17 protein-coding genes are annotated in these 20065 nt (G+C 71.7%); 2 read left to right on the forward strand and 15 right to left on the reverse strand.

The genetic code is table 11. From position 1 onward, the window contains the following. Positions 1–7: 7 nt before the first annotated feature. The 10 genes from VT52_RS04180 to VT52_RS04225 all read right to left on the reverse strand — a co-directional run bounded on the left by VT52_RS04180 (position 8) and on the right by VT52_RS04225 (position 10736). On the reverse strand, positions 8–940 hold the full coding sequence (locus VT52_RS04180) for a Pro-rich N-terminal domain-containing protein (RefSeq protein WP_079174819.1): 933 nt from the start codon (positions 938–940) through the stop codon (positions 8–10). Positions 941–1108: 168 nt separating this feature from the next. Continuing rightward, positions 1109–2200: a 3-dehydroquinate synthase gene (aroB, locus tag VT52_RS04185; RefSeq protein WP_046428015.1), complete on the reverse strand. Its 1092-nt coding sequence runs from the start codon at positions 2198–2200 to the stop codon at positions 1109–1111. Next, entirely contained in the window at positions 2197–2712 is a 516-nt protein-coding gene (locus VT52_RS04190; protein ID WP_046428012.1) for a shikimate kinase, read from the reverse strand. Before VT52_RS04190 ends, aroB begins: the two co-directional genes overlap by 4 nt. Continuing rightward, positions 2709–3893 carry a chorismate synthase gene (gene aroC / locus VT52_RS04195; protein WP_046428010.1) on the reverse strand — a complete coding sequence of 395 codons (1185 nt, stop codon included), beginning with the start codon at positions 3891–3893 and terminating at the stop codon, positions 2709–2711. The genes VT52_RS04190 and aroC overlap by 4 nt, the downstream gene beginning before the upstream one ends. Positions 3894–4089: 196 nt before the next feature. After that, entirely contained in the window at positions 4090–4929 is an 840-nt protein-coding gene (locus tag VT52_RS04200) for a shikimate dehydrogenase (RefSeq protein ID WP_046428008.1), read from the reverse strand. Further along, positions 4910–6631: an endolytic transglycosylase MltG gene (mltG, locus tag VT52_RS04205; protein WP_079174820.1), complete on the reverse strand. Its 1722-nt coding sequence runs from the start codon at positions 6629–6631 to the stop codon at positions 4910–4912. The genes VT52_RS04200 and mltG overlap by 20 nt, the downstream gene beginning before the upstream one ends. 121 nt (positions 6632–6752) lie before the next feature. Beyond that, positions 6753–7217 (reverse strand): Holliday junction resolvase RuvX, encoded by a 465-nt coding sequence (ruvX, locus tag VT52_RS04210; RefSeq protein WP_046428003.1) that lies wholly within the window; start codon positions 7215–7217, stop codon positions 6753–6755. Positions 7218–7242: 25 nt separating this feature from the next. Further along, positions 7243–9915 carry an alanine--tRNA ligase gene (gene alaS, locus VT52_RS04215; protein ID WP_046427999.1) on the reverse strand — a complete coding sequence of 891 codons (2673 nt, stop codon included), beginning with the start codon at positions 9913–9915 and terminating at the stop codon, positions 7243–7245. Continuing rightward, the gene (locus VT52_RS04220; RefSeq protein WP_046427995.1) at positions 9915–10271 is read right to left on the reverse strand and encodes a hypothetical protein; all 357 of its coding nucleotides are present in this window, start codon (positions 10269–10271) and stop codon (positions 9915–9917) included. Before VT52_RS04220 ends, alaS begins: the two co-directional genes overlap by 1 nt. Before the next feature lie 9 nt (positions 10272–10280). Beyond that, positions 10281–10736 (reverse strand): DUF948 domain-containing protein, encoded by a 456-nt coding sequence (locus VT52_RS04225; RefSeq protein ID WP_086808818.1) that lies wholly within the window; start codon positions 10734–10736, stop codon positions 10281–10283. Positions 10737–10888: 152 nt separating this feature from the next. Between VT52_RS04225 and VT52_RS04230 the strand changes: the two genes are divergently transcribed. Next, positions 10889–13024, forward strand: coding sequence for an ATP-binding protein (locus VT52_RS04230; RefSeq protein WP_053055729.1), 2136 nt, complete (start codon positions 10889–10891; stop codon positions 13022–13024). 150 nt (positions 13025–13174) lie between these two features. On the opposite strand, the gene rpsD is transcribed toward VT52_RS04230, so the two are convergent. From rpsD to VT52_RS04255, 5 genes are all read right to left on the reverse strand, one after another. Then, positions 13175–13789, reverse strand: coding sequence for a 30S ribosomal protein S4 (gene rpsD / locus VT52_RS04235; RefSeq protein ID WP_046427991.1), 615 nt, complete (start codon positions 13787–13789; stop codon positions 13175–13177). A 306-nt stretch (positions 13790–14095) separates the two neighbouring features. Further along, positions 14096–15451 (reverse strand): replication-associated recombination protein A, encoded by a 1356-nt coding sequence (locus VT52_RS04240; protein WP_046427989.1) that lies wholly within the window; start codon positions 15449–15451, stop codon positions 14096–14098. Between the two features lie 72 nt (positions 15452–15523). Then, positions 15524–16177 (reverse strand): vitamin K epoxide reductase family protein, encoded by a 654-nt coding sequence (locus VT52_RS04245; RefSeq protein WP_046427987.1) that lies wholly within the window; start codon positions 16175–16177, stop codon positions 15524–15526. A 799-nt stretch (positions 16178–16976) separates the two neighbouring features. Further along, on the reverse strand, positions 16977–18239 hold the full coding sequence (gene hisS / locus VT52_RS04250) for a histidine--tRNA ligase (protein WP_046426062.1): 1263 nt from the start codon (positions 18237–18239) through the stop codon (positions 16977–16979). A gap of 13 nt (positions 18240–18252) precedes the next feature. Then, on the reverse strand, positions 18253–18960 hold the full coding sequence (locus VT52_RS04255) for an MBL fold metallo-hydrolase (RefSeq protein ID WP_046426059.1): 708 nt from the start codon (positions 18958–18960) through the stop codon (positions 18253–18255). Positions 18961–19141: 181 nt separating this feature from the next. Here VT52_RS04255 and VT52_RS04260 point away from each other — a divergent pair, with 181 nt between their 5' ends. Beyond that, a complete protein-coding gene (locus VT52_RS04260) occupies positions 19142–19966 on the forward strand; it encodes a peptidylprolyl isomerase (protein WP_046426058.1) in 825 nt (274 codons plus the stop codon). Positions 19967–20065: the final 99 nt, after the last annotated feature.

The following is a 20065-nucleotide window of genomic DNA, read 5'->3' on the forward strand; positions in this document are numbered from 1 at the left end:
CCCGCGATCACCAGTTCGGGGGGCTCGCTATCGCCCTCGCCAGGACCTCGTCCAGGACCCGCGCCGTGCCGGGGACGTCCAGTTGGGAGTTGTCGATGATCGGGAGGCCCGAGCCGTACCAGCCGGCCATGCGGCCGTGGATGCGGGCGACCTCCTCGTCGGTGAGGCGGCGGTTTCCGGAGCGCTCCGCGTTGCGCTCCAGGACGATGTCCAGGCCGGGCAGCAGGACGACCGGGAGCAGGCCGGGGCCGACGTGGCGCTTCCAGCCGCCGAGGCCGACGACCGGGCGGTCCGGGAAGACCGCGTCGTCCAGGATGCAGGAGATGCCGTTCGCCAGGAAGTTGCGCGCGGCGAAGCCGCAGGTGCGGCGGGCCAGCCGGTACTGGGCCTCGGAGTGGTCGTTCCAGCCGGACTGGGGGTCGGCGAAGCCGGAACGGACCCACTCGCGGACGTCGTCCAGGCTGACGTGGGCCGTGGGCACGCGGCGGTGGTCCGCCCAGTACTTCGCGACGCTGGTCTTGCCCGCGCCGGCGGGTCCGATCAGCAGGACGGCCAGCGTGGTGGTCGTCGGATCGGGCACCGCGGTGGCGGTCGGCGCCGGGGTCGGCACACCGAAGGGGGCGCCCGGGGGCAGGTGCACATGACCGGTGCCGTCGGGTGCCGGGGGCGGCGGGTGCCCGGGGGCGGCGGACCGGGCCGGGGCCGGCGGCCGCGCTTGCGGGTGCGGCCCGGGATACGCCGTCGGTGCCTGTGCGGGCGGAACCGGCGGTGACTGCCGGCCCGGGGGGACGCCGGGAGAGGGGGGCGGGAAGCCCGGGGGCGGGGCGGAGCCCGGCGCGGGGGGTTCGCCCGGGGGCTGGGCGGCCGACGGCCAGCCGGTGTGCGGCTGGTGCCCCGGCTGATGGGGCGGCGGCAGCGGAGATCCCACTGCGTGCTGCATCCGTTGCCACTCCGTCTCGTACAGGCAGTTGGGGGTGCAGGCGGCGGGGGTGGGCCCCGCTCCTCCGCGAACGGTACCGTCCCCGGCCGTCGTTCGGTGAAACGGCCGGGGACGATCCGAAGTGCCCGCCGCGCCGAAAAAGATGGCGCGACCTGCGAAGACGCGGGGCTACTCGCCGACTTCCCCGTAGGCGGCCAGCAGGACCGCCGGGTCGGGACCCTCCAGGACGGTCGGCTTGGCCAGGCCGTCGAGGACGATGAAGCGCAGCAGATCGCCGCGGGACTTCTTGTCGACCTTCATGTTCTCGACCAGCTTGGGCCACTGGTCGTAGCGGTAGTGCAGCGGGAGACCGACGGCTTCGAGGATCGCGCGGTGCCGGTCGGCCGTCGCGTCGTCCAGCCGGCCCGCGAGACGGCCGAGTTCGGCGGCGAAGTGCATGCCGACCGCGACCGCGGCGCCGTGCCGCCACTTGTAGCGCTCGTTCTTCTCGATGGCGTGGCCGAGCGTGTGGCCGTAGTTGAGGATCTCGCGGCGGCCGGACTCCTTCAGGTCCGAGGAGACGACCTCGGCCTTCACCCGGATCGAGCGCTCGATCAGTTCGGCCGTGTGCGGGCCCCGCGGGCTGCGCGCGGCCTCGGTGTCGGCCTCGATCAGGTCGAGGATCACCGGGTCGGCGATGAAGCCGGCCTTGATGATCTCGGCGAGCCCGGAGACGTAGTCGTTGACCGGCAGGGACTCCAGCGCGGCCAGGTCGCACAGCACACCGGCCGGCGGGTGGAAGGCGCCGACCAGGTTCTTGCCCTCGGCGGTGTTGATGCCGGTCTTGCCGCCGACGGCCGCGTCCACCATGGCGAGGACGGTGGTCGGCACGGCGATCCAGCGCACCCCGCGCAGCCAGGTCGCGGCCACGAACCCGGCGAGGTCGGTGGTCGCGCCGCCGCCCACGCCGACGATGACGTCGGTGCGGGTGAAGTTGGACTGGCCGAGCGCCTTCCAGCAGTAGGCGGCGACCTCGGCGGTCTTGGCCTCCTCGGCGTTGGGCACCTGGACGGCGATCGCCTCGTAGCCCTGATCGGCCAGGTCGGCGCGGAGCGCGTCCCCGGTCTCGGCCAGCGCCTCCGGGTGGATCACCGCGACCCGCTTGGCCCGGGAGCCGATCAACCCGGCCAGTTCGCCCAGGAGCCGGTGGCCGACCAGCACCTCGTACGGATCGGTGCCCGCGGTGCCCGCGACCTGGATCCGGGTGACTGCCTCGCTCATGCCTTCTTCAACTCCACTGCGTCCAGCGCTGCTCGGGTGACCTCTTCGGGGGTGCGGCCGTCCGTCTGTACGACGACGGTGGCGACCTCCTCGTACAAGTGGCGGCGTGCCTCCATCAGCTCGCGCCACTGCTTGCGCGGGTTGACCGCGAGCAGCGGGCGGGCCACGTTCAGACCGGTGCGCCGGACCGCCTCCTCCACGTCCATGGAGAGGTAGACCACCGGGTGCCGGCCGAGCAGCGCGCGGGTGTCCGGGTCGAGGACCGCGCCGCCGCCGAGCGCGAGGACGCCCTCGTGCTCGGCGAGCGCGGTGGCCACGGCCGCCTTCTCCAGCTCCCGGAAGCGCTCCTCGCCGTCGTCCACGAAGATCTCGGAGATCTCCCGGCCCTCGGCGGCCACGATGTCGTCGTCGGTGTCCCGGTAGCCGGTGCCGAGCCGCTCGGCCAGCAGCCGGCCCACGGTGGACTTGCCGACGCCCATCGGGCCGACGAGGACGAGACGCGGCCCGCTCATCGGATCCGCAGGTTGTCGAGGTACGAGCGGACGTTCCGGCGGGTCTCGCCCACCGAGTCGCCGCCGAACTTCTCCGCCACCGCGTCCGCGAGGACCAGCGCGACCATGGCCTCGGCCACGATGCCCGCGGCCGGCACCGCGGAGACGTCGGAGCGCTGGTGGTGGGCCTGCGCGGCCTCGCCGGTGGTCACGTCCACGGTCCGCAGCGCGCGCGGCACGGTGGCGATCGGCTTCATGGCGGCCCGCACCCGCAGCAGCTCGCCCGTGGACAGGCCGCCCTCGGTGCCGCCCGCGCGGCCGGAGACCCGCCGGATGCCCTCCGGGGTGCCCACGATCTCGTCGTGCGCCCGCGAGCCCGGCACCCGGGCCAGCTCGAAGCCGTCGCCGATCTCCACGCCCTTGATCGCCTGGATGCCCATCAGGGCACCGGCGAGGCGCGCGTCGAGCTTGCGGTCCCAGTGCACGTGCGAGCCCAGCCCGACCGGCACGCCGTACGCCAGCACCTCGACCACGCCGCCGAGCGTGTCGCCGTCCTTGTGGGCCTGGTCGACCTCCTCGACCATCGCCCTGGACGCGTCCGGGTCCAGGCAGCGCAGCGGGTCCGCGTCCAGCTTCTCCACGTCGGCCGGTGTCGGGTACACCCCGGCCGGGGCCTTCACCGAGCACAGCTCGACCACGTGGGAGACGATCTCGATCCCGGCCGTCTCCTTCAGGTACGAGCGGGCCACCGCGCCCAGCGCCACCCGGGCGGCCGTCTCACGGGCGGAGGCGCGTTCCAGGATCGGGCGGGCCTCCTCGAAGTCGTACTTCTGCATGCCCGCCAGGTCCGCGTGGCCGGGCCGCGGCCGGGTCAGCGGCGCGTTGCGGGCGAGCCCGTCGAGGATCTCGGCTGCGACCGGGTCGGCCGACATGACCTGCTCCCACTTGGGCCACTCGGTGTTGCCCACCATGATCGCGACCGGCGAACCCAGGGTCAGCCCGTGCCGGACACCACCCAGAAAGGTGACCTCGTCCCGTTCGAACTTCATCCGCGCACCGCGGCCATAGCCGAGCCGCCGCCGCGCGAGGTGGTCCGCCACCATCTCCGTGGTGATCGGTACGCCGGCGGGAAGGCCCTCCAGCGTCGCCACAAGTGCGGGACCGTGGGACTCCCCCGCGGTCAGCCAACGCAGCCTGCTCAACGGTGCTCCTCAGTGTTCGCGCCCGGTACTGCCCGGCCCACGCGTTCCCCGCGGGCGCCGACGGCGTGACCGGATGCGCGACCCCGGTCCGCCATGTCCGATCCTCCCACGTCCGCGGCGGGTGTCCGGTGCCCGGTCCAGCCAGCGGACGGGGTACGGGCGCCCGGTGGACGGGACGCGTGCCGGACGCGGCCGCTCAGCGGGCGGCGAGGGCCTGCTCCCCGGCCCGGCGCATGGCCTCCAGCGGCGCCGGGGCGCGGCCGGTCATCTGCTCGACCTGGAGGACGGCCTGGTGGACCAGCAGGTCGAGGCCGCCGACCACCGCGCCGCCGCACATGGACCAGCGAGCCGCCAGCTCGGTGGGCCAGGGCTCGTAGAGCACGTCGAAGAGGGTGGCGGGGCGCTCGGGCACGGCGGCGGCGAGGGCGTCGGTGGTGCCGGCCGGGGTGGTGGCGATCACCAGCGGGGCGCGCAGCGCCTCGGCCGCGTCCGACCAGTCGGCCGTACGGACGTCCACGTCGAGGCGGCGGCCCCACTGGCGCATCTCGGCGGCGCGGGGCTCGCTGCGCACATAGGCGACGACCTCCCCGGTGCAGACGCGGGACAGCGCGGCGAGCGCGGAGGAGGCGGTGGCGCCGGCGCCGAGGATCGCGGCGGACCCGACCTCTTCGATGCCGTGTTCACGCAACGCGGCGACCATGCCGGGGATGTCGGTGTTGTCCCCCCGGGTGCGGCCGTCCGCGCCGAACACGACCGTGTTGACCGCGTCCACCGAGGCGGCGGCCTCGCTGATCTCGTCCAGCAGCGGGATGACCGCCCGCTTCAGCGGCATGGTCAGCGACAGCCCCGCCCACTCGGGCCCGAGCTTCTCGAAGAATCCGGGCAGCTCCGCCTCGCCGACCTCGAACCGGTCGTACGACCAGTCGGTGAGCCCGAGTTCGGCGTAGGCGGCCCGGTGCAGCACCGGGGAGAGGGAGTGGGCGATGGGCTTTCCGAGCACGGCGGCCCGGCGGGCGTCAGTTGCCCGAGGTGGCATTGAACTTGTCCTTGAGCTGCTGGAATTCTTCGTAGGTCTTGGCGAATTCGGTATTGGTCGTACCGTCGGTCGCGACGAAATAGATCCAGCCGTCGTGGGTCGGATTCAGGGCCGCCTTGATCGCGTCCTCGCCGGGGTTGCCGATCGGACCGGGCGGCAGGCCCTTGTGGGTGTACGTGTTGTACGGGCTCTGGTTGCTGTTGATCTCCTTCTCGGAGATATGGATGTTGCTGGTGCCCTTGGCGTAGTTGTACGTCGAGTCGAACTGGAGCAGCTGGTTCGTCTCGGTGTTGGTGGGCTTCAGACGGTTGTAGACCACCTCGGCCATCTTGCGGAAGTCGTCGTGCGTCTTGCCCTCGGCCTGGACCAGGCTCGCGACCGTGACCAGCTCGAATCCGTCATGCAGACCAAGGGACTTGGCCTTCGCGTCCAGGCCGTAGGCGGCGTACCGCTCCTTGGCCTGGGCCACCATCTGCTTGAGGATCGCCTCCGGTTTCATGCCCTTGGCGGCCGGATAGGTGCCCGGGAAGAGGAAGCCCTCCAGCGGGTCCTTCATCGTGGGGCTCTTCCGCACCCAGGACGGAACTCCGAGACCGGTGTGGTCCTTCTTAGCGATCTTCTCGGTGCTGCCGGCGGCCATTTCCAGCTTCTTGTCGATGGCCTGGTAAACGGCGGAATTACGCTCGCCCGGCGTCACCACGACATTGTTCTGGCTCTTCGGGTCGAGCATCATGCGCACCGCGCTCGCGGCGGACATCTCCTTCTTCAGGAGATAGGCGCCGGCCTGGATCGAGTCGCCGCCCGGTGTCGTGCCCTGGGCGTGGACGAAGGCCTCGGCGCTCTTGACGACACCGGCCTCCTTCAGCCGCCGGCCGATGTCCCAGCCGCCGGCACCCTTGGGGATCTCGACGGTCACCGTCACGCCGGTGCCGTCGCCCGCGTAGTCCGGGGCCGGGGCGAAACGATTTTGGTAGAACTTGTAGCCGTAGTACCCGACACCGCCGAGGCCGCCGCCGAAGACCAGGACGACGACCATGCAGGCGCAGCCGGTACGGCGCTTCTTGCTCTTGACGGGCTTCCTGCCCTTGCCGCCGCGCCGCTCCCGGCGGCCGGCCAGCTCGTACTCCTCGCCGTCCTCGTCGTCATCGCCGCCGCCCGCGAAGAAGGCGTGCTCCTCCTCCTCGTCGTCGGCGGGGGCGTCCGGGTCCGGCCGGGCCTCGGGGCGCCTGCGGCCGGGAGGCTCCGGCGGGGGGTAGGCGTCCTCGGTGCCGTAGAGGTCGGGCTGCTCGGCTCCGTAGGCGACGGGCTGCTGCCCGTAGGGGTCACCGGGGTCGGCCGCGTAGGGCACCTGGCCGTGGGTGCCGGTCGCGTCCCAGCCGCCCTGGTGGTGGCCGGGCTGCTGCGGATGGCCCGGCTGCTGCGGGTGCTGCGGGTACTGGCCCTGGTAGTGGGGGTCGTACGGGGGATGGACCTGGCCGTCGTGGTACGGGTACTGCTGACCGTCGTAACCGGGCTGCGGGCCCTGGGCCCACTCGCCGCCGTACTGCTGCTGCGGCTGCTGCGGGTACTGCTGCTGCGACAGGCCGCCGTAGGCAGCCTGATGCCCGGCGTAGGCCTGCTGCCCTTCCCATCCGCCGTCCCCGTACAACGGGTCCTGCGGATGCCACGGTTCGGAGCCTGGGCCCCGGCCATACTCGGTCATCGATCCCCTAGAGCCGCGAGGCCCACGGTCACGCGACCGGGAGCCGGCTTCCGTTCCGCCTCTTGCTGTGCGTCGGCTGTTCGAACGCCGTCGCATCGCGCGGAACGTTACCGTATCGCGATCAGATGACCACTTCGACGCCCTCGCCGGGTGGCTTACCTGACACCCGTTCGGATTCGAGGGCCTGCTGGAGGATGATCACGGCCGCGGCCTGGTCGATGACGGACCGGCCCTTCTTGGACTTCACCCCCGAGGCCCGCAGTCCCTGCGTGGCCGTCACGGTCGTCATCCGCTCGTCCACGAGGCGGACCGGCACCGGCTTGACGCCCTTGGCGAGGTCCTGGGTGAAGGCGCGGACCTTGGCGGCGGCGGGGCCCTCGCCCCCCTTGAGGGAACGAGGGAGACCGACGATTACCTCGATCGGCTCATATTCCGCAACCAGTTGACGCAACCGGCGATGGGCGGCGGGGATGTCCCGGCCGGGGACCGTCTCCACCGGAGTGGCGAGGATCCCGTCGGGGTCGCACGAGGCGACCCCGATCCGGGCGTCCCCGACGTCGATCGAAAGCCGACGTCCTCTGCGCATTTCCGACCGTTTCCTTACTCGGATATCACTTGGCGGTCTCGGCGACGAGACGCTCGACGGCCTCGGCGGCCTCCCCGACGGCGGCCGGGTTCTGGCCGCCTCCCTGGGCGACGTCCGGCTTGCCGCCACCGCCGCCACCGAGGGTCTTGGCGGCCGTGCGCACCAGGTCACCGGCCTTCAGACCACGCTCGCGGGCGGCCTCGTTGGTGGCGATGACCGTCAGCGGCTTGCCGTTGTTCACCGTGAACAGGGCGACCACGGCGGCCCGGCCGCCCTGGACGCGACCCCGCACGTCGAGGACCAGCTTGCGCAGGTCGTCCGGCGTGGTGCCGTCCGGCACCCGGCCGGTGACCAGGGCGATGCCCCGCACGTCCTTGGCCGAGTCGGCGAGACCGGCGGCGGCCTGGAGCACCTTCTCGGCGCGGAACTTCTCGATCTCCTTCTCGGCGTCCTTCAGCTTGCCGAGCATGACGGAGACCTTCTCCGGAAGCTCCTCGGAGCGGCCCTTGAGCAGCTCGGTCAGCTGGTTGACGACCGTGTGCTCACGGGCGAGGAAGTTGTAGGCGTCCACACCGACCAGGGCCTCGATACGGCGCACACCGGAGCCGATCGACGACTCGCCGAGCAGCTTCACCAGGCCCAGCTGGGCGGTGTTGTGCACGTGCGTGCCGCCGCACAGCTCCTTGGAGAAGTCGCCGATGGTCACCACACGGACCCGCTCGCCGTACTTCTCGCCGAACTCGGCGATGGCGCCCTGCTTCTTGGCCTCGTCGATGCCCATGACCTCGGCGTGCACGTCGAGGTCGCGGGCGAGGACCTCGTTGATCTTCTGCTCGACGTCGGTCATCACGGCCGTCGGCACGGCGGACGGCGAGCCGAAGTCGAAGCGGAAGCGGCCCGGCTGGTTCTCGGAACCGGCCTGGGCGGCCGTCGGACCGAGGGCGTCGCGCAGGGCCTGGTGGGTGAGGTGGGTGGCCGAGTGGGCGCGGGCGATGGCCTTGCGGCGGTGCACGTCGATGGAGGCCTGGGCCTTGGCGCCGACCGTGACCTCGCCGACCTGGACGACGCCCTTGTGCACGTACACGCCCGGGACCGGCTTCTGGCAGTCGCGGATCTCGATGACGGCGCCGGAGTCGGCCTTGATCCGGCCGGTGTCGCCGATCTGGCCGCCGCCCTCGGCGTAGAACGGGGTGCGGTCCAGGACGACCTCGACCTCGTCGCCCTCGGAGGCGGCGGGCGAGGAGACGCCGTCGACCAGCAGGCCCACGATGGTGGACTCGCCCTCGGTGTCGGCGTACCCGATGAAGTCGGTGGCACCGGCGCTGTCGGCGATCTCCCGGTAGGCGCCGAGGTCGGCGTGGCCGGTCTTCTTGGCCTGGGCGTCGGCCTTGGCGCGCTCCCGCTGCTCCTTCATCAGCCGGCGGAAGCCCTCCTCGTCCACGGCGAGGCCCTGTTCGGCGGCCATCTCCAGGGTGAGGTCGATCGGGAAACCCCAGGTGTCGTGGAGCAGGAAGGCCTTCTCACCGGACAGGACGCCACCGCCGGACTGCTTGGTCTCGGTGACGGCGGTGTCCAGGATGTTGGTGCCGGCCTTCAGGGTCTTCAGGAAGGCGTTCTCCTCGGCGAGGGCGACCTTCTCGATGCGCTCGCGGTCGGTGATCAGCTCCGGGTACTGCTGGCCCATCATGGCGATCACGGTGTCGATCAGGCTCTTGACGACCGGTCCGGTGGCGCCCAGCAGACGCATGTTGCGGATGGCGCGACGCATGATGCGGCGCAGCACGTAGCCGCGGCCCTCGTTGCCCGGGGTGACACCGTCGCCGATGAGCATCACGGACGTGCGCATGTGGTCGGTGACCACGCGCAGGGAGACGTCCGAGTCGTGGGCGTCGCCGTAGCGGACGCCGGTCAGCTCGGTGGCCTTCTCGATGACGGCCATCGAGGTGTCGATCTCGTACATGTTCTGCACGCCCTGCAGAATCATGGCGAGGCGTTCGAGGCCGAGGCCGGTGTCGATGTTCTTGCTGGGCAGGTCGCCGAGGATCTCGAAGTCGTCCTTGCCGGTGCCCTCGCCCCGCTCGTACTGCATGAAGACGAGGTTCCAGATCTCCACGTACCGCTCGTCGTTGACGGCCGGGCCGCCCTCGACGCCGAACTCGGGGCCGCGGTCGTAGTTGATCTCGGAGCAGGGGCCGCAGGGGCCGGGGACGCCCATGGACCAGAAGTTGTCCTTCTTGCCCAGGCGCTGGATGCGCTCCTTGGGCACGCCGACGACCTCGTGCCAGATCCGCTCGGCCTCGTCGTCGTCCAGGTAGACGGTGATCCACAGGCGCTCGGGGTCGAGGCCGTAACCGCCCTTGTCCTGGGGGCTGGTGAGCAGCTCCCAGGCGTACTTGATGGCGCCTTCCTTGAAGTAGTCGCCGAAGGAGAAGTTGCCGCACATCTGGAAGAACGTGCCGTGGCGGGTGGTCTTGCCGACCTCTTCGATGTCGGGCGTGCGCACGCACTTCTGCACGCTGGTGGCGCGCTGGAAGGGCGGCTTGACCTCACCCAGGAAGTAGGGCTTGAAGGGAACCATGCCGGCCGGGACGAGGAGCAGAGTCGGGTCGTCCGCGATGAGCGACGCCGAAGGGACGACGGTGTGACCGCGCTCCTCGTAGAAGCTCAGCCAGCGGCGGCGAATCTCGGCCGACTCCATCAGTGGTCCTCATTCCGGTTGTACGAGTGCATCGGGGATTCGATGTACTTCGGGTTGGTGCGGTCGGTGCTCGGGGTGTACTCGATGGCGGTGAGCCGCCGGGGCGCCGGGAGCGCGTCGTCCTGGATGCCGAGGGCCTCCTGGAGCTCGTCCTCCCGCTGGGCCATGTTGTCGCGGACGTCGAGCGCGAAGCCGACCGCGCGGTCCTTCAGGCGCTGACCCGTCTCCAGGGCCTTGTTGGCCGCGGTCGCGGCCAGGCTCTCGGGGGTCAGCTGCCTCAGCTTGCGGTTGACCTTGGTGGTGGCCCAGACGCCGGCGGCGACGCCGGTGCTGAACCAGAAGGTACGACGGAACATGGCTCGGTCTCAGTCCCTCTTCCCGCGGAGGTTGCGCTTGCGTCGTGCGGCGGGGACCGTGCGGCCCACGATCACCGTACGCCGGGCCGAATTCCCGGGCACGTCCTCCTCCTTGCGGCCGCCGAGCGCCCTGCGGACGCCGTAGCCGAAGGCCGCGACCTTGACCAGCGGACCGCCGAAGGTGGAGGCGACGGTGGTGGACAGCGCGGAGGCGTTGGAGGTGACCTCCTGGACGTCGGTGGCGATCGCGTCGACCCGGTCGATCTGGGTCTGCGCGGAACGCACCGCCTGGGATGCGTCCGCGAGCAGCGGGACGGCCTGGTCGGTCACGTCCGCCACGAGCTTGGTGGTCGCCTTGAGCGTCTGGGCCACCCTCGCGAGGGCCACCGCGAGGAAGGAGACCAGGATCGCCCAGAAGACGGCCACCAGGATCCCGGCCACCTCGCCACCGGACACTGTGCGCACCCGCTCCCTGAAACGTGCCTGAGCATCGGAAAAGTCGTGTCCCGAGCCTATCGCGCCGGGGCGGACGCTCCGTACCGGATTACCGGCGGGAACGGTGGAGTTACGGGAAGCGATTGTACGGAATGAACACGGTTCAGTACGCTCCGTGTCCCATGCGAGGTCCTCAGTGCCCAGAACCTTTCGCCGGCGGCGAGCCGCCCCTCGAACTGACCGGATTCGTCGGACGCGCGGCGGAGGCCGCGCGGCTCGCCGCGGCCCTGCGGTCGGCCCGGCTGGTGACGGTGACCGGGCCCGGCGGGGTGGGCAAGTCCCGGCTGGCCGCGCGGGTCGTCGCCGGCTGGGACACGGCGCACGGCTGGGTCGAGCTGGCGGCGGCGCACGACCCGGAGCTCGTGGAGTACGAGGTGGCGGAGGCCCTCGGGCTGACCGACCACACCACCCGGGCGCCGCGCGAGACGGTGCTGGAGCAGCTGGCCGCGTGCCCGACGCTGCTGGTCCTCGACGGGTTCGAGCATCTGGTGGCGGCCACCGCGGCGCTGGTCGCACAGCTGCTGCGGGGGCTGCCGGAGCTGCGGGTGCTGGCGGTGGGCCGACGCCCGCTGGGCCTCGCGGGCGAGCGGCTGTTCCCACTGGCGCCGCTCGGCGCGGACGAGTCGGTGCGGCTGCTCACGGACCGGGCCGGCGAGCAGGGGATCGCGGTGTCCGACGGCCCCGAGGTGCGGGAGCTGTGCGCACGGCTCGACGGCATCCCGCTGGCGCTGGAGCTGGCGGCGGCCCGGCTGCGGGCCCTGTCCGCGGCGCAGCTGCTGGACCGGCTGGACGACCGGTTCCGGGTGCTGACCGGCGGCGGCCGTGACGCGCTGCCCCGGCACCGGACGCTGCGCACGGCGATCGGCTGGAGCCACGAACTGTGCACCCCGGCGGAACGGCTGCTGTGGGCACGGCTCACGGTGTTCGCGGGGACCTTCGACCTGGAGGCGGTCGAATACGTGTGCAGCGGGGCGGAGCTGCCCGACACGGACATCCTCGACGTGCTCTCGGAGCTGCTGGCCCAGTCGGTGATCGTCCGCGAGGAGACCGAGGCGGGTTCGCGCTACCGGATGCTCGACACCGTACGGGACTACGGAGCCGGCTGGCTGGAGGCGACCGGGGACGCGGCGCGGCTGCGGCGGCGGCACCGGGACTGGTACGTGGGCCTGGCGACCTGGTGCGAACTGGAGTGGTTCTCGCCCCGGCAGCGGGAGGTGGCGGCGCGGGTGGCGGTGGAGCTGCCCAGCCTGCGGGCCGCGATGGAGTTCAGCCTCGGCGAGCCCGGGGAGGCGCATCTGGGGCAGTACCTGGCGGGGTCGCTGTGGTTCTGCTGGGTGGGCTGCGGGCGGCTGGCGGAGGGCCGGCGCTGGCTGGAGCGGAGCGTGGCTCTGGAGTCGGGCTACGAGCGGTCCCGGCTGAAGGCGCTGTGGGTGCTCGGGTACGTGGCGGTGCTCCAGGGCGACAGCGGGCCCGCGCGTCGGGCGCTGCGTGCGTGCCGGGAGCGGGCGGAGCGGTCGGCGGACGCGATGGCGCTGGCCTACGCGGAACACCGCACCGGCTGTCTGGCGCTGGTCACGGACGATCTGCCGCGTGCAGAAACGCTGCTGCGCTCGGCGCTCGCGCGCTACGGGGAGATCGGCGAGCTGAACAGCAACGTGCTCATGGGGCGCGTCGAGCTGGCGATGGCGCGCGCCTTCCAGGGGGATCTGCCGGAGGCGGTACGGCTGTGCGAGGACGTGCGCCGGGTGTGCGAGGAGCGCGGGGAGCGCTGGGCACGGTCGTACGCCTTGTACGTCCTGGCGTACGCGGCCTGGCGGGAGGGCTCGCCGGCGCGGGCGCGGGAGTTGCTGACCGAGTGCCTGCGCAACGCCCACGCCTTCGACGATCTGCTCGGCTCGGTGCTGACCCTCGAACTGCTCGCCCTGGTGACGGCGACCGAGGGGGATGCCGCCGAGGCGGCCGTCCTCCAGGGCGCGGCCGCCCGTCTGTGGCCCTCGGTGGGCCTTCCGCTCTTCGGTTCGGCGCACTACAACGCCCCGCACGCCCAGTGCGAGTCAGCCGCCCGCGGGGCGCTCGGCGACGCCCGTTACGAGGAGTACGTACGACGCGGGGGGCGCCTGGACCGGGAGGCCGCGGTGAACCGGGCGCTGGGCCGGGCGGGGATCCGGCCGCCGGCCTCGGTACCGGCTCCGCGCGGGGCGCGGCGATGGGACGCGGTGCGCACGGGCGGGGGCTGCGAGGCGGGGAAGGGCCGTTAGGAACTCTCTCGCCCTGGCGGGCGGCACGGCCCGGCGAACGCGGGGCCGCCGCCCCGCCCCGAGCCCGGAGAACGCGGAACCGCCGCCTCCCCCGCCCAGCGGGACGGGGAGGACGGCGGTCCGGAGTGCGGTGCTGCGCCGGGGCTGGGATCAGCGGGCGTAGTACTCGACGACGAGCTGCTCGTCGCAGATCACCGGGATCTCCTTGCGGTTCGGCTCGCGGTCCAGGCGGAACGCCAGGGCCTTGAGGTTCACCTGGAGGTAGCGCGGGGTCTCGCCGTCCGCGGCGAAGCCACCCTCACGGGCGATCTGGAAGAGCGTCTTGTCCTTGGAGCGGTCGCGGACCTGCACGACGTCGTCCGGACGGACGCGGAAGGACGGCTTGTCGACCTTCTGGCCGTTGACCTGGATGTGGCCGTGGACGACCATCTGGCGGGCCTGGTAGATCGTGCGGGCGAGACCCGAACGCAGGACCAGCGCGTCGAGGCGGCGCTCCAGCTCCACGATCAGGGCCTCACCGGTCTTGCCCTGGACCTTGGACGCACGGTCGTAGGCACGGACCAGCTGGCGCTCGGAGATGTCGTACTGAGCGCGCAGGCGCTGCTTCTCCAGCAGACGGACCTTGTAGTCCGAGTTCTGCTTGCGGCCGCGGCCGTGCTCACCCGGCGGGTAGGGGCGGGCCTCGAAGTACTTGACGGCCTTCGGGGTCAGCGCGATGCCGAGGGCACGCGACTTCTTGACCTTGGGGCGGGACTGGTTCGCCACTGTCTCAATCTCGTTTCGTAGTGTTCGGCTTGCCAGAGGTTTCGGGAGGTCGCATCCGCAGCCGGGAAGACCCGCCGGTCCGCTGGGGACCCGCTGGGCAGCCGCTTCCCTGATCTGGGCACATACGTGCAGCACGCGAGTGGCCCACCGACCGCTCCCGGGCTCCGGGTGGTGGTGGGCTGCCCGCGACACCGTTCGACGGTGCGCGACGCTCCTGGAGTCCGTCCCCGAAAGGACGGGATCTCCGGCCCGTTGTCCCGCTCTGACGGCACGGGACTGGGCGCTTCGGAGCATTCTACAGGCTGCTCAGGACCGCCGGCGACCGAGGTGCTTGCGGGTCCAGTCGACCGCGTCCGCGTACCGCGCCTCGGCGCCGTGACGGGTCGGGGCGTAGTACTCGCGGTCCTTGATCGCGTCCGGGGCGTACTGCTGCTCGGCGATGCCCTCGGGCAGGTCGTGCGGATATACGTACCCCTGCGCGTGGCCGAGCTTGGCGGCGCCCTTGTAGTGGCCGTCGCGCAGGTGCGGCGGCACCGCGCCGGCCAGGCCCTTGCGGACGTCGTCGAGGGCGGCGCCTATCGCGGTCGTCGCGGAGTTGGACTTGGGGGCGAGCGCGAGGGCGATGGTGGCGTGGCTGAGGGTGAGGGCCGCCTCGGGGAACCCGATCATGGCGACGGCCTGGGCGGCGGCGACCGCGACGGGCAGCGCGTTCGGGTCGGCCAGACCGATGTCCTCGCTGGCGGAGATCATCAGGCGCCGGGCGATGAACCGGGGGTCCTCGCCGGCCTCGATCATGCGGGCGAGGTAGTGCAGGGCCGCGTCCACGTCCGAGCCGCGGATGGACTTGATGAGGGCGCTGGCGACGTCGTAGTGCTGGTCGCCGTCGCGGTCGTACTTGACCGCCGCCCGGTCCACGGTCTGCTCCAGGGTGGCGAGGGAGATCCCGCTCTCGCCCTGGTCGAGGGCGGCCCCGGCGGCGGCCTCCAGGGCGGTCAGGGCGCGGCGGGCGTCGCCGCCGGCGATGCGCAGCAGGTGTTCCTCGGTGTCCTCGGGGAGGGTGACCGCGCCCTTCAGGCCGCGCTCGGCGCCGAGGGCGCGCCGCAGCAGGCCGCGTACGTCGTCGTCCGTGAGGGGTTCGAGGGTGAGCAGCAGGGAGCGGGACAGCAGCGGGGAGATCACCGAGAAGTAGGGGTTCTCGGTGGTGGCCGCGATCAGGGTCACCCAGCGGTTCTCGACCGCGGGGAGCAGGGAGTCCTGCTGGGCCTTGCTGAAGCGGTGGATCTCGTCCAGGAAGAGGACGGTCTCGGTGCCGAAGCCGCCGGCGGCGCGGCGGGCGCCGTCGATGACCGCGCGCACCTCCTTGACGCCCGCGGTGATCGCGGACAGCTCGACGAAGCGCTTGTTGGTGGCCTTGGAGACGACGTACGCGAGGGTGGTCTTGCCGGTGCCGGGAGGGCCCCAGAGGATCACCGAGGAGGGTCCGGCGGGGCCGCCGGAGCCCTCGCCGACCAGGCGGCGCAGGGGTGAGCCGGGTTTGAGCAGGTGCTGCTGGCCCACGACCTCGTCGAGAGTGCGCGGGCGCATGCGCACCGCCAGGGGGCTGGCCGCCGGGTCCTTCTCCTGGCGTTCTTCTGCTGCGGCGGTGAAGAGGTCGGGTTCCACGCTGAAACCCTAAGTCACGGCACTGACAATGCCGCCCGGCCCCGTGCCGGGACCGGGCCGCAAAACGGGGTCTCAGGCCCAGAGGGCGCTGCCCCAGCGGGTCAGGATCAGCATGGCGATGATGCCGCAGTGGGTGAGCGGCAGCACCCAGGTGAACTCGCCCAGGAAGGAGCGCAGCCAGCGCGGGGCGGGCAGGAAGCCGTTGCGGATGTTGGACGAGGTGACGTACCAGAACATGGTGATCGTGGCGACCCAGGCCAGCGAGCACCACAGGCACAGCGCGTTGATCCGGTACAGGGACTCGAACTGGAGCCAGGTGACGAAGCAGACGCCGAAGAGGGTGCCGAAGTCGAACGTCAGCCAGTACCAGCGCGGGAAGCGGGCGCGGGTCAGCAGGCTCATGCCGACGCAGATCACGATGCCGTAGCAGACCAGGCCGAGCATCGGGTTGGGGAAGCCGAAGACGGCGGCCTGCTTGCTCTCCATCACGCTGCCGCAGGAGACCACCGGGTTCACGCTGCAGCCGGGCGTGAAGGTCTTGCCCGCGACCTTGTACTCGAGGATCTTGAACTTGTCGAGCGTGATCACCCAGGCGGCCAGCAGTCCGGCCGCGCCGGTGATGACCAGCAGCAGGGCGAAGGCGCGGCTGCCGCCCGCGGTGCGGCCGTCGGCGGGGCGGTCGGGACCGGACACCGCGGAGACGTCGTTGACTGTCGTCTTGCTCATCACGCCGATTCCGTCACTTGAGAGTTGGACCAACTTCGGGCACCGGCCATTGTGCCGCACCCTTCTGTGTGTCCACCGTTCGACGGACATAAGGACGTCCGCCCGATGGTCACGGACCGCACGGTTTTGGCCGGAGCATCAAGGCCATGACAGCACACGCGAACGAATTCGCGGTGAACGTGCGGAGTCCGCGCGAGCGGTGGGTGGACGTGACCACGGTGGACGGCCCGGTTCCCGGCGTCCGGCGCGGCGCGGTGTTCGACCTGCTCGGACCCCATGGCGCGGGCGGCAGCGGCACGGTGGGGACCGCCCGGGACGACCACTCCCAAAACGGCGGCGAGGTCCCGGCGCTCGGCGGGGACCCGGCGGCGGAGGACCGCGCCCGGCGGTCCCGGAAGGGAATCCTCCGGCAGGACGAATCAGCGTCCGCGGTGTTGACGGCCGCCGGGGCCGTGCGGCACCACGCCCGCGCGGCCCCGGAAGGTCACTCACCGGGACGGCCGAGGCCCCCTCCCCCAGCCGACGCCGCCACCCCGGCCCGACGCCGGCGCGCTCGGCGCCCCCGGCCCCCGGCCCCCGGCCCCCGGCGAGATCTGGCCGGTTCCGTCTCACCGGCCCCCGAAGGTCACGGCCCCGCACGCCCCCGGCCGCGACCCGCGTGAATCCTCCGCCGGGTCTCCCGGCGTGCGCCGTGCCCGGCGTCGGCGTCCTGTTGCCGCTCAGGGGGCACGGGTGCCGGAGCGACGGCGAAGGGCGCCGGGGATGTCCCCGGCGCCCTTCCCCCGCTCGCTGACGGCGGCTAGCCGAGCCGTGACTCCAGCTCCGCCACGATCTCGTTGACGCCGATCGCGCTCTGCTCGCCGGACTCCATGTCCTTGAGCTGGACGACTCCCTCGGCCAGGTCGCGCTCGCCGGCCACCAGGGTGTAGCGCGCGCCGCTGCGGTTGGCGTTCTTCATGGCTCCCTTGAGGCCCTTGCCGCCGTACGCGAAGTCCGCCGCGATGCCCACCTTGCGCAACTCGGTGACCTTGGCGAACAGGACGCGGCGGGCCTCCTCCCCGAGCGGCACGGCGTACACGGACGTGGTGGACGGGATGTCCAGCCGGACGCCCTCGGCCTCCAGTGCGAGGACCGTGCGGTCGACGCCGAGGGCCCAGCCGACGGAGGGCAGCGCGGGGCCGCCGATCATCTCGGACAGGCCGTCGTAGCGGCCGCCGCCGCCCACCGCGGACTGCGAGCCGAGGCCGTCGTGCACGAACTCGAAGGTGGTGCGGGTGTAGTAGTCCAGGCCGCGGACCAGCCTCGGGTCGTCCTCGAAGGCCACGCCCGCCGCCGTGATCAGTTCGCGGACCTCCTCGTGGTACGCCTTGCAGGCGTCGCACAGGTAGTCCCGCAGCAGCGGGGCGCCGGTGAGCTGCTTCTGCACCGACTCGCGCTTGTCGTCCAGGACGCGCAGCGGGTTGATCTCGGCGCGCCGGCGCGTGTCCTCGTCGATGTCCAGGACGCGCAGGAAGTCCTGGAGCGCGGCCCGGTACACCGGCCGGCACTCCTTGTCGCCCAGGCTGTTGAGCAGGATGCGGAAGTCACGCAGGCCCAGCGAGCGGTACGCCTGGTCGGCCAGGATGATCAGCTCGGCGTCCAGCGCCGGGTCCTCCGCGCCGATCGCCTCGGCACCGACCTGGGAGAAGTGGCGATAGCGGCCCTTCTGCGGGCGCTCGTAGCGGTAGTACGAGCCCGAGTACCAGAGCTTGACCGGGAGGTTGCCGGTCTTGTGCAGGTTGGCCTCCAGGGCCGCGCGCAGCACGGAGGCCGTGCCCTCGGGGCGCAGCGCGAGCCTGTCGCCGCCCTTGGTCTCGAAGGCGTACATCTCCTTGGTGACGATGTCGGTGGACTCGCCCACACCGCGCGCGAACAGCTCCACGTTCTCGAAGCCGGGGGTCTCGATGTAGCCGTAGCCCGAGTTGCGCAGCGGGGCGGCGATCGCGTCGCGGACCGCCAGGTACGTCGCGGAGTCCGGCGGGATCAGGTCGTAGGTGCCCTTGGGGGCCTGGAAGGTGCTCACGGAAGCTCTCTCGTCACATTCCTCGTCGGGGAGCCGCGGGGGCTCCCTGGCCGGCCGCCACTTCCCGCAGATAGGGGTTGGTGGCGCGCTCGCGGCCGATGGTCGTCTGGGGGCCGTGGCCGGACAGGACCACGGTGGAGTCGTCGAGCGGCAGGCACACCCGTGCCAGCGACGCGAACATGTCCGCCATGGATCCGCCCGGCAGGTCGGTGCGTCCGATGGAGCCGGCGAACAGCAGATCCCCGGAGAAGAACACCGACGGCACGTCGGCGCTCTCGGGCATCCGGAAGGTCACCGACCCCCTGGTATGGCCCGGCGCGTGCGCGACGGAGAACTCCATCCCGGCCAGCCCCAGCTTCGCGCCGTCGGCCAGCTCCCGGACGTCGTCGGGCTCGCCCACGGTCAGCTCGCCCATGAGGGGCATGCCGATCGAGCGGCCGAGCGCCTTCTCCGGGTCGCTCATCATGAAGCGGTCCTCGGGATGGATCCAGGCGGGCACGTCATGGGCGCCGCACACGGGGACGACCGAGGCCACATGGTCGATGTGGCCGTGGGTGAGGACGACGGCGACGGGCTTGAGCCGATGCTTCTTCAGCGCTTCCTCGACTCCGTCGGCGGCCTGGTGGCCCGGGTCGATGATCACGCACTCCTCACCGGCGGCGGGGGCGACGAGGTAGCAGTTCGTCCCCCAGGCCCCGGCGGGGAACCCGGCAATGAGCACGATCGTCCTTCGTTTCTCGGTCCGACAGGTGGCGACAAGGCGGCCTCGGCCGCACCCAGAGCCTACCGGCGCTGCCGTTTCCTCAGCGAACCCATATACGGTACGGGGCTACACGCAGTGGTCGGCCCACGCGGACGCACGCGTACCGCTCGACACACGACACGCATGAGGAGAGAACCCGGTGGTCAGCCAGGAGCAGCGGCGGCGTCAGCTCGCCCGGGAGAAGTTCTTGCGGCAGCAGCAGCGGCGCACCGAGTCGCGGCGCAGGGCCCGCGTGCGCAACTCCGCGATCGCGTCGGTACTGGGCGTCATCGTGATCGGCAGTGTGGCGCTCTACACGACCCACGTGCTGGGAGGCGACGACAAGAAGACCGACGCAGGTGCGAAGACGACGCCGAGCGCGTCCGCGAAGCCCAGCAAGGCGCCGGACCCGTGCCAGAAGCCGGCGGCGGGCTCGGTGAAGAAGCTCAGCTGGAAGAAGGAGCCGGCGATGTCGATCGACACGTCGGCGAAGTACACGCTGGACCTCTCGACGACGTGCGGTGACATCCCGGTCGCGCTGAAGACGTCGGCGGCCCCGCACACGGTCAACTCCTTCGACTTCCTCGCGGGCAAGGGCTTCTTCGACCACACCAAGTGCCACCGGCTGACCACGCAGGGCATCTACGTGCTCCAGTGCGGCGACCCGCAGGGCACCGGCATGGGCGGCCCCGGCTACACGCTGCCGGACGAGAACCTGAAGGACGCCAGCCTGAAGAAGAACACCTACCCGGCGGGCACGGTGGCGATGGCCAACACCGGCCAGAAGCACACCGGCGGCAGCCAGTTCTTCCTGGTCTACAAGGACAGCCCGCTGCCGCCCCAGTACACGCCGTTCGGCACGATCTCGGCGTCCGGCATGAAGGTGCTGAACAAGATCGCGGCGGCGGGCGAGAGCACCGGTCAGGGTGACGGTGCCCCGAACGCGACCGTTGTGATCAACAAGGCGACGGTCACCAAGTCCTGAGGTCGATCAAGGTCGTCGGTGGAATTTCGGTCGCGCTGGATGCGGACAGGGAACCCGCTGGTCGCCTATGTTGGCCGTGACGAAACTGTGGTCGATGCC

The sequence above is a fragment of the Streptomyces malaysiense genome (genome assembly GCF_000980885.2).
GTDB classification, from domain to species: Bacteria; Actinomycetota; Actinomycetes; order Streptomycetales; family Streptomycetaceae; genus Streptomyces; species Streptomyces malaysiense.